At 70.0% G+C, this 14,075-nt stretch carries 13 protein-coding genes and 1 pseudogene; 7 read left to right on the top strand and 7 right to left on the bottom strand.

Annotation, left to right across the window (positions count from 1 at the left end):
• The first annotated feature begins 28 nt into the window (after window positions 1-28).
• The 3 genes from Q0C41_RS13000 to Q0C41_RS12990 are packed head-to-tail and all read left to right on the top strand — an operon-like array spanning window position 29 to window position 4,277.
• Window positions 29-802, top strand: coding sequence for a sulfite exporter TauE/SafE family protein (locus tag Q0C41_RS13000; RefSeq protein ID WP_291984211.1), 774 nt, complete (start codon window positions 29-31; stop codon window positions 800-802).
• 38 nt (window positions 803-840) lie between these two features.
• Entirely contained in the window at window positions 841-2,967 is a 2,127-nt protein-coding gene (locus tag Q0C41_RS12995; protein ID WP_291984210.1) for a S9 family peptidase, read from the top strand.
• Complete coding sequence (locus Q0C41_RS12990; RefSeq protein WP_291984209.1) at window positions 2,961-4,277, top strand: hypothetical protein; 1,317 nt, start codon at window positions 2,961-2,963, stop codon at window positions 4,275-4,277. The genes Q0C41_RS12995 and Q0C41_RS12990 overlap by 7 nt, the downstream gene beginning before the upstream one ends.
• 46 nt (window positions 4,278-4,323) lie before the next feature.
• On the opposite strand, the gene Q0C41_RS12985 is transcribed toward Q0C41_RS12990, so the two are convergent.
• The 7 genes from Q0C41_RS12985 to argC form a co-directional block, all read right to left on the bottom strand.
• The gene (locus Q0C41_RS12985) at window positions 4,324-4,545 is read right to left on the bottom strand and encodes a hypothetical protein (protein ID WP_291984208.1); all 222 of its coding nucleotides are present in this window, start codon (window positions 4,543-4,545) and stop codon (window positions 4,324-4,326) included.
• Between the two features lie 4 nt (window positions 4,546-4,549).
• On the bottom strand, window positions 4,550-5,536 hold the full coding sequence (gene argF, locus Q0C41_RS12980) for an ornithine carbamoyltransferase (protein ID WP_291984207.1): 987 nt from the start codon (window positions 5,534-5,536) through the stop codon (window positions 4,550-4,552).
• Window positions 5,537-5,644: 108 nt separating this feature from the next.
• A complete protein-coding gene (argJ, locus tag Q0C41_RS12975; protein WP_291984206.1) occupies window positions 5,645-6,853 on the bottom strand; it encodes a bifunctional glutamate N-acetyltransferase/amino-acid acetyltransferase ArgJ in 1,209 nt (402 codons plus the stop codon).
• Window positions 6,850-7,452 (bottom strand): GNAT family N-acetyltransferase, encoded by a 603-nt coding sequence (locus Q0C41_RS12970; RefSeq protein WP_291984205.1) that lies wholly within the window; start codon window positions 7,450-7,452, stop codon window positions 6,850-6,852. The genes argJ and Q0C41_RS12970 overlap by 4 nt, the downstream gene beginning before the upstream one ends.
• A gap of 2 nt (window positions 7,453-7,454) precedes the next feature.
• Window positions 7,455-8,666 (bottom strand): aspartate aminotransferase family protein, encoded by a 1,212-nt coding sequence (locus Q0C41_RS12965; protein WP_291984204.1) that lies wholly within the window; start codon window positions 8,664-8,666, stop codon window positions 7,455-7,457.
• Window positions 8,667-8,808: 142 nt separating this feature from the next.
• Window positions 8,809-9,597, bottom strand: coding sequence for an acetylglutamate kinase (gene argB, locus Q0C41_RS12960; protein WP_291984203.1), 789 nt, complete (start codon window positions 9,595-9,597; stop codon window positions 8,809-8,811).
• Entirely contained in the window at window positions 9,594-10,598 is a 1,005-nt protein-coding gene (gene argC / locus Q0C41_RS12955; RefSeq protein WP_291984202.1) for an N-acetyl-gamma-glutamyl-phosphate reductase, read from the bottom strand. The genes argB and argC overlap by 4 nt, the downstream gene beginning before the upstream one ends.
• A gap of 118 nt (window positions 10,599-10,716) precedes the next feature.
• Between argC and argR the strand changes: the two genes are divergently transcribed.
• The 4 genes and pseudogenes from argR to Q0C41_RS12935 all read left to right on the top strand — a co-directional run.
• The gene (gene argR, locus Q0C41_RS12950; protein ID WP_291984201.1) at window positions 10,717-11,199 is read left to right on the top strand and encodes an arginine repressor; all 483 of its coding nucleotides are present in this window, start codon (window positions 10,717-10,719) and stop codon (window positions 11,197-11,199) included.
• 15 nt (window positions 11,200-11,214) lie between these two features.
• The gene (locus Q0C41_RS12945) at window positions 11,215-12,246 is read left to right on the top strand and encodes an argininosuccinate synthase domain-containing protein (RefSeq protein ID WP_291984200.1); all 1,032 of its coding nucleotides are present in this window, start codon (window positions 11,215-11,217) and stop codon (window positions 12,244-12,246) included.
• 38 nt (window positions 12,247-12,284) lie between these two features.
• Complete coding sequence (gene argH, locus Q0C41_RS12940; RefSeq protein WP_291984199.1) at window positions 12,285-13,664, top strand: argininosuccinate lyase; 1,380 nt, start codon at window positions 12,285-12,287, stop codon at window positions 13,662-13,664.
• 84 nt (window positions 13,665-13,748) lie between these two features.
• Window positions 13,749-14,075: pseudogene (locus Q0C41_RS12935) on the top strand (hypothetical protein); the annotation flags it as partial.

Below are 14,075 nucleotides of genomic sequence, written 5' to 3'. Positions count from 1 at the left end.
CGCACCGCTTCAGGCAGAGTAGTCCCGCATGGGGCTGATGCTGGTCGGGGTGGTCGCGTTCACGGCATCGGCCCTGACGTTCGTGTCCGGCTTCGGTCTCGGCACGCTGCTGATGCCGGTGTTCGCGTTCGTCATGCCGGTCGAACGTGCGGTGGCGGCGACCGGCGTCGTGCACTTCCTCAACAGTCTCTTCAAGTTCTGGCTCGTCGGCCGCCGGGCCCACTGGCCGACGGTCTGGCGCTTCGGCCTGCCCGCGCTGCTGGCGTCGCTGCTCGGCGCCTGGTGGCTCGTGAGTCTCGCCGACCAGCCGCCGATCCTGACGTGGACGCTCGGCGCGCGCGTCCTGCAGGTGACGATGGCGAAGCTGCTGATTGGCGCCCTGCTGCTGGTGTTCGTGCTGGTGGAGTGGGTGCCGGCCTGGCGATCGCTGACCGTCCCCGCGGCCTGGATGCCGCTCGGCGGAGTCCTGAGTGGTCTGGCCGGCGGCGTTTCCGGCATGCAGGGGGCACTGCGCTCGGCGTTCCTCGCCAGGGCCGGACTCGCGCGTGACGCCTTCGTGGCGACCGGCGTCGCCATCGCCTGCCTCATCGACGTCTCGCGCGTCGGCGTCTACCTGCGCATGTTCGGCGAGCACCGCGCGTCGCTCGATATCGGCCTCCTGACGGTCGCGGTCCTCTCCGCCTTCGCCGGGGCGCTGGTCGGCCGTCGCTACCTAAAGCAGTTGACGATGGACGCGGTGCGTCATGTGATTGCCGTCCTGCTGCTGCTGACGGCGGTCGCGATCGGGAGTGGGGTCATCTAGGCTCAGGGCTCGAGGCTCGAGGCTCAGGAGTGTGCGTAGTGCATCTGACGGGTATGCGGGGACGACTGCTGGTGGCCGTGTTGGCCTGGTCGTGCGGTGTGGTGCCGACCGGTGCGCAGACGCGCGGGCTGGCGCCTGGCGACTACTACCGGGAGGTCACCGTCGAGGACGTGGCCATGCGTCCGCAGGGCGACCTGGTGGCCTTCACGGTGATGACGATCGTCGAGAAGGAGAATCGGCGGCATCGCGAGATCTGGCTGCAGCCGATTGCGCAGGGCAAGGCCAGCGGCGAGGCGTTCCGCTTCACCGCGCCGACCGAGGAGTCGACCGATCCGCGGTGGAGTCCTGACGGCGCCCTGCTCGCCTTCACGTCGAAGCGCGACAAGGACGACAACGCGACGTGGTTCGCTCGCGTCGGCGGTACCGGCGGCGAGGCCTTCCATCTCGAAGGCGTGGCTGGCGAACCGGTGTGGTCGCCCGATGGCCGGTGGATCGCCTACGTCAAGGCGCCCGTGCGCGACAAGGACGGCGATGGCGCTCCAGACAAGCGGCCGGAGCGCGAGGGATGGGTCGCGCCCGATGCGGTCTCGCGCACGCTGGATGCGGGGCGGTTCGATGGGCGCGTGGTGACGTCGATCCGCTACAAGTCCAACGGCACGCTGACGTGGATGCCGCACTACTCGACGCGCGACATCCCCCAGATCTTCGTCGTGCCCTCGGGTGGCGGCACGGCGGTGCAGGTGACGCGCCTTGCGTTCGCGCCGTCGCAGTTGGCATGGCTGCCGGACAACCAGACGCTCGTCTTCACGGGCGACGATCAGCAGGACAACGAGGTCAACCCGGACCTGACGGCGGATCTCTTTGCCGTCGCGCGCAGCGGCGGCGAGCCGACGCGCCTGACGAGCAACCCCGGTGCCGACCGCGGTGCCGCCGTGTCGCCGCGCGGCGACCGCCTCGCGTTCCTGCACCAGTCGCGCGTCGGCGCGGAAACCGACGTCCTGGTCGCCGACCTCGACCCGGCCGGTCGCCTGCGCGGCACGCCGCGCAACCTGACGGCGGCGTGGGACCGCGTGCCGGGCGTGCCGCGCTGGACGCCGGACGGCCGCGCCGTGCGCTTCGACGCCGAGACGAACGGCAACGCGCACGTCTTCGAGGTGACGCTCGACGACCGGGCCGTCGTCCGCCTCGTGACGACCGGCGACGTGTCGATCAGGAGTGCCTCGGAGAGTCGTGACGGCGCGTGGATGGCGTATCGGCTCGACTCGCCGCTGTCACCCGCCGAGCTGTTCGTCGCCGCTGGCGACGGCAAGGGCGCCACCGCGTTGACCCGCCTGAACGCGTCGTGGCTGACGAGCGTGGTGCTGCAGGCCCCCGAGCGCCTGACCTGGACGGTGGCCGACGGCACCACGATCGAAGGCTGGCTGGTCAAGCCCGTCGGGTATGTGCCCGGCCGCTCGTATCCGATGGTGCTCAAGATCCACGGCGGTCCCCACACCCAGTACGGCAACACCTGGTTTCCGACCTTTCACATCCTCTCGGCCTCCGGCTTCTTCGTGCTCTATCCCAATCCGCGCGGGTCATCCGGGTACGGGCATGCCTTCACGTATGCCACGCGCGGCAAGTGGGGGGAGCTGGACACCGAGGACTACCTCGGTGGCGTCGACACCGCCCTCGCGCGCTACCGGGACATCGACCCGAAGCGCGTCGGCGTGTCTGGCGGCAGCTACGGGGGCTTCATGACCAACTGGCTCAGCGCCACCACCACGCGGTTCGCCGCCGCGGTCACGAGCCGCTCGATCACCAACTGGGAGAGTTGGTACGGGACGTCCGATGCCCAGCGACTCACCGAGTACGAGTTCCACGGCCCGCCCTGGGAGAGCCGGGAGACCTACCGGCGACTGTCGCCGATCAGTTACGTGGAGAACGTGTCCATCCCGACGCTCATCATCAACGGCGACAACGACTGGCGCACACCGCCAGGCGATGGCGAACAGTGGTTCATGGCGCTGAAGAAGCGGCAGGTGCCCGTCGAACTGGTCAGCTATCCACGCTCCACCCACGACCTGTCGCGTACCGGCGAGCCGTGGCTGCTGGTCGATCGGCTCGAGCGCATTCGCAGCTGGTTCGATCACTGGCTGAAACGCAAGGTGGTGGCGAGTTGGTAGGCCTGACGCGCGCCGCGGTGACGACGGTCGTGATGTTGTCGACGGCATCCGCGGCGGCCCAGACGACAGCAGGCCCGCTTGTGCCGCGGCAGACCCAGGCCGACGACTATTCCTCGTACGAGTTGCTGGCGCCCGAGCGTCAGCAGTTCCGCATCCTCTACGACGTGACGGCGACGACGCCCGGCGCGACGGTGTTCCTGAACCCCATTCGCCAGGGTAGCGAGGCGAGTGACGAGCGGGTGACGGACCTGGCCACCGGGCAGCCGCTGGCGTTCCGGGTGATCCGGGGGACCGACGCGCGCACGCTCGGCCTGCCCAACGCCGCGCCCGACGCCGAGTACCTCCGGATCGACCTGGCGCGACCCGTACCCGTTGGTGGCGAGCAGCGGATCCGCATCGACAAGACCTACAAGGATCCGGCGTCCTACCGGCGCGACGGCGCCGACATCGTCTTCTCGCGGTCGCTCGGCATCCGACGCAACAAGGTCGTCCTGCCGCCCGGCTACGAACTGGTGGCCTGCAACACGCCCGTCCAGGTCTTCACCGAGGAGGATGGACGGGTGGCGGTGAGCTTCGTCAACGTGCAGCCGGGGCAGGTCGCGCTCGAGGTGCGGGCGCGTCCGTCGTCTGCGCTGGCCACGCCTGCGGCACCGCGGACTGCAGCCGTCCCGCCCGTGGCGGATGCCGTCGCCCCGACCAGCACGCGCGCGCCCACGCTCGAGGCGTCCGCGTCCGCGCGGGTGTCCGATCGGGCGTTCCAGGATCGCGAGATCACGTACTGGCTGCAGCCGCCGGAGACGCATGCGTTCGACATCTCGCACGACTACACCGAGACCCGGCCCGGCACCGATCGCTACGTCAACATCGTGCGCGGTGGCAGCCGCGCGTCGAATCCGGGCGCCACGGTGCTCGACACGGGGGCCGTGCTGCCTGTGGAGACGCTGCGTGGCGAGGCCATCACGAAGGCGGGCGTGGACATCGGTGGGGCGGTGTCGGCCGAGAGTGAGGTCGTGCTGATCCGGTTTCCGGCCGTCAAGGCCGGGCAGAGCACGCGGCTGCGCATCACCGAGACGTACACCGACCCGTCACGCTATGGCCTGGTCGACGGCGTGCTCGTGTGGCGGCGGGCCTTCGGTCGACCGCGCAACGTGGTGGTGCTGCCCGAGGGGTGGGCGCTGACGGCCAACGCCGTGCCCGCGACCATCGACCGCGACGAGCGCGGTCGCGTGCGGCTGACCTACGTCAACCCGCGCACCGACGAGATCGATGTGCTGATTCGCGCGCGCTCGGCGGGCGTGACGCCTCGCTGACCTGTCCCGCCGTAGCCTCGGCGGAGGCGGAGTGCGCGGGCCCGCTCTAGTCGCGTTCGACGCGGGTGACCTGATTGAGCAGGATGTGCAGCTTGACGCGATCGCCGGCGTGCAGCCCGGCGTCGACGTCCTCGCCGCCGACACGTGCCACCTGCGGGATCAGATCTTCGTCGTCGGCCTTGACGTAGTGGACGTCGTAGAAGATCTGCCCGTGGATGCTGACGGGCTGCAGTTTCGTGAGGACGCCGACCTGGATGCCACGCAGCATGTCGCTATTGTGACCTGCCCATGAGGAGCATGAGCAAGGCCTTTTGCGCGTGGAGGCGATTCTCGGCCTGATCGAAGATGATCGACGACGGGCCGTCCATCACCTCGTCGGTGGCCTCTTCGCCCCGGTGGGCCGGCAGGCAGTGCATGAACACGGCGTCGCCGGCCGCCTGCATGAGCGCCTCGTTGACCTGGAACGGTGCGAAGACCTTGCGGCGCTGCTGGGCCTCGGCTTCCTGCCCCATCGACGTCCACGCGTCCGTATACACCGCGGAGGCGCCCGTTACTGCCGCCTTCGGATCGCGCATGACCTCCAGCGTGGCGCCCTGTCGGGCCACACCGCGCAACTGGGCGGCAATCTCGTCGGAGAACTCGTAGCCGACCGGCGTGGCCAGCCGCACGTGCATGCCGAGCATCAGCGCCCCCTGCGCCAGCGACGCGGCGACGTTGTTGCCGTCCCCGACGAAGGCCACCGTCAGCCCCTGCACCTCACCGAACTGCTCGCGCAGCGTCAGGAGATCGGCCAGGGCCTGGCACGGGTGCTCCTCGTCGGTCAGCGCGTTCACCACGTGCAGGCGCGGGGCGGCGGTCGCGAACTCGACCAGCCGATCCTGCGCGAAGGTGCGGATGACGACGCCGGACACCCAGCGCTCGAGGTTGCGGGCGACGTCGGCAATCGGTTCGCGTTCGCCCATCGCCACGTCCTGCGGCGGCGCGATCACGTCGCCCCCCAGCTCGCGGACGGCGATCTCGAACGTGCAGCGCGTGCGCAGCGACGGCTTCTCGAACAGCAGGGCGACATGCTGGCCTGCCAGCGCGGTGGCGCCGTAGCTGCGCACGCCGCGGGCCCGTTCCTTCTTCAAGGCGAGGCCGGCCGTCAGCACGTCGGCCAACTCCGCGGGCGAGAGATCGAGCAGCGAGACGAAGTGCTGCGTCCGCAGGCTGCGGGACGCGGCGGGCGTACGGACGGTGCGCGTGGCTCTCGATGGCATGGGGAGAATCTCGACGGTAGCGGGAATCGGGAATCGGGAACCGGTCGTGTCCGCGGCGACTCACGACGATGCCGTGAAGGCCCAAGGCCCAGGGCCCAAGGCCCAAGGCTACGTCCGGTACTCGGCGTTGATCTGGACGTATTCCTTGCTCAGGTCACACGTCCACATCGTGGCCTCGTCGGACCCACCGGTGCCGAGATCGACGCTGACGCTGATGTCCTTCGCCTTGAGGTACGCGGCGGCTTGCGGCGCGCGTTCGTCGAAGGGACGCCCACCCTCGAACAGGACGATGTCGCCGATCCGCACGGCGGCGTTCTGCAGGTCGAAGTCCACCCCGGCCCGCCCGGCCACGGCCACGAGGCGTCCCCAGTTCGGGTCGCCGCCGTGAATCGCCGTCTTCACCAGCAGCGAGTTGGCGATGGCGCGTGCCGCCTGCTTGGCTTCGTCGTAGGTGCGGGCGCCGGTGACCTGCACGGTGACCAGCTTGGTGGCGCCCTCGCCGCCGCGCACGATCTCGGTGGCCAGGAAGCGGCACACCTCGTACAGCGCGTCGGAGAGCAGCGGCAGGTCGTCCTCGCCGATCGTCACGCCGCTGGCGCCGTTGGCGAGCAGGGCGACGCAATCGTTGGTCGAGCACTCGCCATCGACGGTGATGGCATTGAAGGTGTGCTCGGTCACTTCCGACAGCGCGCGCTGCAGCAGGGCCGGGGCGACGGCCGCATCACACGTCAGCACCCCGAGCATGGTCGCCATGCGGGGTTCGATCATGCCCGAGCCCTTGCAGATGCCGCCGATGCGGAAGGTGCCGCGCGGCGTGGTGACCTCGACCGCGCGCTCCTTCGGAAACGGGTCGGTCGTCATGATGGCGCGCGCGCACAGCATGTGGGCGTCCACCGACAGGGCATCGGCCGCGGTGATGATGCCCTGCGTCACCGTGCGGGGATCGAGCTGCACGCCGATCACGCCGGTCGACATCACGAGCACTTCCTCGAGGTCGCAGTCGACGGCGCGGGCCGTCTCGGCCGCCATCAGGTGCGCCACCTGGCGTCCCTGATCGCCCGTGCAGGCGTTGGCGCAGCCCGAGTTGACGACCACCGCCCGCGCATGGCCCTGCGTGGCATGCAGGTGGTCGCGCGAGACGATGATCGGCGGGGCCACCGCGAGGTTCGTCGTGAAGACGGCGGCCGCCGACGCCGGCTGGTCGGAGACCAGCAGCGCGAGGTCGAGCTTCTCCGGATTGGCCTTGATGCCGCAGTGCACTCCGGCGGCGCGGAAGCCGGCCGGTGCGGTGATGCCACCTTCAATGGTCGTGATCATCGATGCAGGACGAGGACGGACGAATCGGCGCTGCGCGGTTGCGCGGCGCGTCGGCTGTGGCGCACGGCCGTCATGCTGCCGATCTGCGTGCCGCGGAGCGGCAGCGCGACGGCGTACTGGCCGCACGTGCGGAACTTCGGGCACCCGACGCAATCGGTGGCGATCTTCTCGGGCAGCCAGGTGTGCGGGACGATGGTGAAGCCGAGGCGGACGAAGTGGGTGGGCTCGTGCGTGAAGGCGCAGAGCGTGCCGAACTGCTCGCGGCGCGCCGTCGCCCCGAGCGACTCGATCAGGGCCGGGCCGAGCTTGCGGCCGCGATGGGCGGCGTCGATGACCAGCGAGCGCACCTCGGCGACCGTGCCGCTCAGCGGCGCGAGTTCGGCGCAGCCGACCAGGGCGCCCTCGGTCATGATCACGAGGAATCGCCCGGCGTGCGTCCGCAGATCCTCGAGCGTGCGCGGCAGCAGGTGGCCGGCTTCCATGTTGGCCGTGATCAGGGCGTGCATCGCCGGCGCCTGCTCTGGCGTGCCGCGTTCGATCGTGTACCCGGCCGGGAGTTCCCGGGCGCGTGGCACGTCGATGGGGGCGAGGATGGACACGGTCACGCTCCTTGCACCGCCGTCAGCGCGGCATCGAGGCGCGACAGCGCCTCCGCGATCTCGGCTTCACTGATGATGTAGGGCGGCAGCATGCGCACCACGCGCTCTGCCGTGCGGTTGACGATCAGTCCGCGCTCGAGGGCGGCGGGCACCACCGGTGCCGCGTCGCGATCCAGCACGAGGCCCTGCATCAGGCCGGCGCCACGGACGTCGACGACCATCGCGTGCCGGCTGGCCAGTTCCCTGAGGCCGGCGGCGAAGATCGGCCCGACCCGGCGCACGTGCTCCAGCAACCCGTGCTCCAGGGTGTCCATGACGGCCAGCGCGGCGCGACAGGCCAGCGGGTTGCCGCCGTAGGTCGTGCCGTGGTCGCCGGCGCTGATGTTGGCCGCGACCCGCTCGGACACCAGCACCGCCCCGATCGGCACCCCGGCACCGAGCGCCTTGCCCACCGAGATCAGGTCGGGGCAGAGCCCGAGCGCCTCGAAGTGGAACAGGTGGCCGGTGCGGCCGAGCCCCGACTGCACCTCGTCGGCGATGTAGAGCGCGCCGGTCGATCCGCAGGCCTTGTTGATCGCCGCGACAATCTGCGGCGGCAGCGGACGCACGCCACCCTCTCCCTGAATGGGTTCGGCGAGGATGGCCGCCGTCTGCTCGCTGACCGCCGAGAGCAGGTCGTCGGGATCGTCGTTGGAGACGAAGCGCACCTCGGGCACGAGGGGGCCGAACGGCGTGCGGTAGTGCTCATCCCACGTCGTCGACAGCGCGCCCATGGTGCGGCCCGAGAAGCCGCGCTCGAAGGCGATGAACTGCGGCCGCGGCGTGCCGGCCGTGTACCAGAAGCGGCGGGCGAACTTGAGGCAGCCCTCGACGGCTTCCGCGCCACTGTTGCAGAAGAACGCGCGTTCGAGGCCGGACGCCCGGGTGAGCTTCTCGGCCAGCGGGCCCTGCCACGGATGGAAGAACAGGTTGGACGTGTGGACCAGTTCGCCGACCTGCTCGCGCACGGCCGCCACCAGCGCGGGATGGCCATGGCCGAGGACGTTCACGCCGATCCCCGACAGCAGGTCCAGGTAGCGCCTGCCATCGTCGCCGATCAGCCACACGCCCTCGCCGCGGACCAACACCACCGGCTGGCGCTTGTACGTCTGCAGGACGTGCGCGGCCTCGACGGCCTGGACGGTGGTGGCGGGTGTCTCGGTGGCGGTGGACATCACGGGCTCCTTCAATTTCACAATTTCACAATTTCACGATGTCAGAATTTCAGAATCGCACGGCCGGCACGGCCAGCACGGCCCCACGTCGAGCCCTGGCGACGCCAATGAAATTCTGAAATTCTGAAACTCTGCAATTTTCTCAGTCGAGCCGCGTGCCGCGTCGCGCGAGCATGGCCTCGACGGACCGGCCATCGACGATCGTCACTCGTGTGACGCCGCGTGCGCGCGCCGTGGTGGCGGCGCGCAGCTTGGCGACCATGCCTGCCGACGCCGTGCCGTCCTGCATCAACCCGTCGGCCTCGCGCGGCGTCAGGGCCGGGATTGTGGCACCTGCGCCGTCGAGCACACCGGCGGTGCCGCCGACCAGCAGCAGCTCGCTGGCGCCGATGCCCGCCGCGACATGCGCGGCGAGCGTGTCGGCGTTGACGTTGAGCACCCCCGCCTCGTCGGACATGCCGAGGCTCGCGATGACCGGTACATAGCCGCCCGCCAGCAGGTGCGACACCACGCCGAGATCGGCGCCGGGCTCCGGCTCGCCGACCAGGCCCAGGTCGACCTCGGCTCCGGCCGCCGTGACATGCGCCGCCGCTCGCCTCGATCGCGCCAGCGCCGCATCGACGCCCGTCAGGCCGACCGCCTGGAGGCCGAGTCCGACCAGATGCGCCACCAGCCGCGTATTGATCGTCCCGCCCAGCACGGCCACGACGGCCTCGAGCGTGGCGGCGTCGGTGATGCGCAGGCCGTCGACCGCCTGCTTCGGCACACCACGTCGCGCCAGCTCGGCATCGATCTCGCGCCCGCCCCCGTGCACGACGACGAGCGGTCCCTCGGCGGCCAGGGCCGAGAGCGCCTCACCGACGGCGTCGAGGCGCGCCTGCGTCTCCACCAGCTCGCCGCCGAACTTCACCACGACGGGCCCCTGGGTCACAGCAACCCCTCGTGCTCGGGGAAGCCGCAGAGCAGATTGAAGTGCTGCAGGGCCTGGCCGGCCGCGCCCTTCAGCAGGTTGTCGAGCACCGCGACCACGATCAGGCGTCCCGAGGCCTCGTCGACCTTCCAGCCGATGTCGCAGAAGTTGGTGTGGGCGACGTGCTTGATCTCGGGCAACCGATCGCCCGTCAGCCGCACGAAGAACGCCTGCGCGTACGCCTCGGCCATCGTGCTGGCGACCTGATCGGCGGTCACTCCAGGCGCGAGCCGCGCATACACCGTGGCGAGAATCCCGCGATCGAGCGGCACGAGGTGCGGCGTGAACGTCACCGGCAGTCCGAGGCACTGCTCCATCTCGGGGGTGTGTCGATGCCCGAACAAACCGTAGGCGGCCACACTGCCGTGGTTCTCGGAGAAATGCGTCCGCTCGCTCGCGCCCTTGCCGGCGCCCGAGATGCCCGACTTGGCGTCGACGATCACGTCGCCCTGCAGCAACCCGGCCCGGGTCAGCGGCAGCAGCGACAGCGTCGCGGCGGTCGGATAGCACCCGGGACACGAGATCAGCCGGGCGGCCGGCACCGCGCTGGCGACGACCTCCGGCAGGCCATACAGCGTGCCGTCAGGCAGCGGGTCTGGCGTGGCGGGGTAGAACGTCGCGCGGAGCGCGGCGTCCGTGAGGCGAAAGGCCCCCGAGAGGTCGATCACGCGGTGGCCGCGCGCCAGCAACTCGACGGCGCTCGTGGCGGCAAACGCCTCGGGCGTGCTCAGGAAGACGACGTCGCAGCCCGCGAGGGCGTCCGGGCTGTAGGCCGTGATGGCGCCATCCCAGAGACGCGCGAGCCCCGGCAGGGTCCGCGGCTGGTCGGACGCACTCGATCCGAGGGCCACCTTGAGGTCCGCGAAGGGGTGCCGGGCCAGCAGCCGGACGAGCTCCTGCCCGCCGTAGCCCGTGGCCCCGACCACCCCCACCCCGATGCGTTGTTGCTGTCCCTCAGTCATGTGAATAGTTATGCAAGAGAACGCCAAGTATGCAGGTGTTGCCCAGCCAGTGCAAGCGGAAAATATTGCTATCTTTTCGCGAACGTGCTGGTGCTACACTGCATACACCTGCATAACGATGAAGGGAACCCGCCAGGGCGTCATCCTTGACGTCATCCAACGTGAGAGCATCTCGAGCCAGGAGATGCTGAGGCAGCGTCTCCACGCCGAGGGGGTGGACGTGACGCAGGCCACGCTGTCGCGCGACCTCAAGGAACTCGGGGTGGTCAAGCGGGCCGGTGATGGCGCGTATCAGCGCCTGGCATCAGGCCCCCAGACCACGGGGGACACGCTCGCCACCTTGCAGCGGACGACGGCCGAGTTCCTGACCCGGGCGGAGCGGTCCGAGCAGCTGGTGGTCCTGCGGACCGACTCCGGCCAGGCGGCGCTCCTCGCGATCGCCATCGACCGCGCGGCGCTGGTCGAGGTGCTCGGCACGGTGGCGGGCGACGACACGATCTTGGTGATTTGCCGGGACGCCGAGGCGGCACGGTCGCTGGTGCAGCGACTGGAGGGCTGGCGGTCCGGAACACTCCTGCGCATGCCTGCGCTCGCACGATAAGGACGCTCACGACAGATGTCACAGCAACGGGTGGTGCTCGCCCATGCCGGCGATGCCGCCACGCTCTGCGCGATCCCCTGGCTGTCGCGCCAGGCCGAGGTCGTCACGGTCACGGTGGATGTCGGGCAGGGCGAGAGCCTGCTGGCGGTGCGCGAACGAGCGCTCGAGGCGGGCGCCGTGCGCGCGCATGTACTCGACGCGCGTGAGACGTTTGCCCAGGACGTGGTGCTGCCGGCGCTGCGGGCCGGGGCCATCGGCTTCGATGGGGATCCGCATGCCGCCATCCTGGCGTTGCCGTGCGTGGCGTCCCAGATCGCGACGGTCGCGGCCATGGAGCAGGCCGACGCGCTCGCGCACGGGGGCAGGGGGCAGGCCGCGGCGCGCATGACCCGTCTGCTCGAGGCCGTGTCGAGCATTCCGGTGCGGCCGAGCGTCGAGGTGGAGATGCCGGCCGAGGCGCACGCCGCCGCGATGGCGGCGCTGCAACTCGACGGGGAGGCCTCCGCCGGCGTGCGCGCCACGCTGTGGGGACGCTCGCTGTCGGTCGGCCGCGCGCTCGACGGTCCGCTCGACGAGGCCCGCTTCACGCAGACGCGCGCGGTCACCCGCGGGCCGGACACACCGGCCACGCTGGATCTCGGGTTCGTCGGCGGCACGCCGCTGCGGGTCAACGGCGTGGCCATGCCGCTCGTGGAACTTCTGAGCAGCCTCGACACGATCGCCGCCGCGCACGGCGTCGGACGCATCGACGTGCTGGTGCCCGAAGGGGCCGGTGTGCGGCGTGAAGTAGCCGAGGCGCCCGCCGCGACGGTCCTGCAGATCGCCATGCGCGAACTCGAAGCGCTGCAGCTGCCCTGGTCACTCCGCACGCTTCGTCGTCGTCTCGCCGAGAGCTACGTCGATCTGCTGCGGACGGGCGACTGGCACGGGCTCACGCGCAGGTCCATCGACGCCCTCGCCGATCGCGCGCTGGCCGACGCCACCGCGACGATCCGGCTCCGCCTCTTCAAGGGTGGCGTCAGTGTCGTCGGGCGCACCGCCTCCTGATCGCCTCCTTCAATTTCACATTTCAAATTTCAAATTTCATGTCCAACCTCTGGTCCGGTCGTTTCGCCAATGCCCCCGATCAGGACGTCTTCGCCTTCGGCGCGTCCTTTGCGTTCGACCGTCGTCTGTTCGAAGACGACGTGGAGGGCAGTCGGGCGTGGTCCGAAGCGTTGCTGCGCGCCGGCGTGCTGTCGGGCGACGAGCAGCAGGCGCTCGATCGCGCGCTCACGGATCTGCGTGAGGCGGCCGCGGCCGACCCGTCCTTCGTCTCGGGCGACGACGAGGACGTGCATTCGTTCGTCGAGCGCCAGCTCGTCGAGCGTGTCGGCGCCACTGGCAAGCGGTTGCATACGGGTCGCTCGCGCAACGAGCAGGTGGCGCTGGATCTCCGCCTCTATCTGCGTCGCCGGATTCGCGTCATCCAGGCGCAGTTGCGCGACCTCGTGGCCGCCCTGTGCGTGCGGGCCGCGGAGGCCGGCGAGGCGCCGCTGCCCGCGTACACGCATCTGCGTCGGGCCCAGCCCGTGCTCGAGGCGCACTACTGGCTCGCGCATGCGGCCGCGTTCCGCCGTGCCTGCGAGCGCTTCGACGCGGTGTACGCCGAGGCCGACGCCCTGCCGCTGGGCTCGGGGGCCATCGCCGGCAACTCGTTCCCGATCGACGTCGAGTTCCTCCGCGTCAGGCTCGGCTTCTCGCGGATCGTCGTCAACAGCATGGACACGGTGGCCGATCGCGACTTCGTGTCGAGCTTCCTCCACGCGTGCGCGCTGGTGATGATTCACGTCAGCCGGCTGGCCGAGGATGTCATCATCTACGGGTCCGAGGAGTTCGGCTTCTTCGAGCTCGACGACTCGGTGACCACCGGCAGCAGCCTGATGCCGCAGAAGAAGAACCCCGACCCCATGGAACTCGTACGTGGGAAGACGGGCCGCGTCATCGGCCGCCACACGGGCTGGCTGGTGACGATGAAGGGCCTGCCGAGCGGCTACAACAAGGATCTGCAGGAAGACAAGGAGGCGGTCTTCGACACCGAGGACACGGTGGCGGGCAGCCTCATGTCGTGCGACGCGGTCGTCCGCACGCTGCGCGTCCGTCGCGACGTGACGCAGCGTGCCGCCGGGGGCTTCATGCTCGCGACCGATGTCGCGGACTACCTCGTGCGCAAGGGGCTGCCGTTCCGCGATGCCCACGAACTGGTCGGTGGGATGGTGCGCACCCTGCTCGAGGAGCGGCAGGCGATCGAGTCACTGACCCCTGACCAATGGCGGCGGTTCTCACCGCTGTTCGACGACGATGTGGTGGAGGCCATCACGCCCCTGGCCTCCATTCGGGCGCGGCAGACGCCGCAGAGCACCGCGCCGGTCGCGGTGGCGGCGCGCCTGACGGAGATGCAGCACTGGATCGGTCCGCGAGGATGATGTGCTAGTATCCGGTGACCTCCTTTCCGTTGGGTCTGTCGCGGATTTCCCGACCCGCCTGGGACGTACTTCCGGGAGCTGTTGATGCAAGAGCGCCGGCTTCGGCTGGGTGAAGTGCTGGACGATTACTGTCCACGCGAGAAACGTCTTTCAAATCATGTGATCGTCGCGCTGGTCGGCGACGAGGTCCGCACCACCCGGTGCTCGACCTGCGATTTCGAACACGTCTACAAGGAAGGCAAGGTGCCGGCCCGTCGCAAGAAGGCCGATCCGCAAGCCGTCCTCTACAAGACCGTGCTCGAGAACATCACGGGTCGTGATGCCGAGACGGGCGCCTCGCTGCAGGCCGACGCCGACGCGGAGACGCCTGTGCCCGCGGTCGCCGCCGTCGTGCCGGCCGCCCCGCGGCTG

Origin of the sequence: Luteitalea sp. (assembly GCF_022842525.1) — a bacterium.
GTDB lineage: Bacteria > Acidobacteriota > Vicinamibacteria > Vicinamibacterales > Vicinamibacteraceae > Luteitalea.
This window is presented reverse-complemented; position numbering and strand designations above follow the sequence as displayed.

Coding starts and splice junctions, on each gene's coding strand:
- argC (WP_291984202.1), bottom strand. CDS start 10,598: ATGACTGAGGGACAGCAACAACGCATCGGGGTGGGGGTGGTCGGGGCC.
- Q0C41_RS12945 (WP_291984200.1), top strand. CDS start 11,215: ATGTCACAGCAACGGGTGGTGCTCGCCCATGCCGGCGATGCCGCCACG.
- Q0C41_RS13000 (WP_291984211.1), top strand. CDS start 29: ATGGGGCTGATGCTGGTCGGGGTGGTCGCGTTCACGGCATCGGCCCTG.
- argR (WP_291984201.1), top strand. CDS start 10,717: ATGAAGGGAACCCGCCAGGGCGTCATCCTTGACGTCATCCAACGTGAG.
- argJ (WP_291984206.1), bottom strand. CDS start 6,853: ATGATCACGACCATTGAAGGTGGCATCACCGCACCGGCCGGCTTCCGC.
- argF (WP_291984207.1), bottom strand. CDS start 5,536: ATGCCATCGAGAGCCACGCGCACCGTCCGTACGCCCGCCGCGTCCCGC.
- Q0C41_RS12965 (WP_291984204.1), bottom strand. CDS start 8,666: ATGTCCACCGCCACCGAGACACCCGCCACCACCGTCCAGGCCGTCGAG.
- argH (WP_291984199.1), top strand. CDS start 12,285: ATGTCCAACCTCTGGTCCGGTCGTTTCGCCAATGCCCCCGATCAGGAC.
- Q0C41_RS12985 (WP_291984208.1), bottom strand. CDS start 4,545: ATGCTGCGTGGCATCCAGGTCGGCGTCCTCACGAAACTGCAGCCCGTC.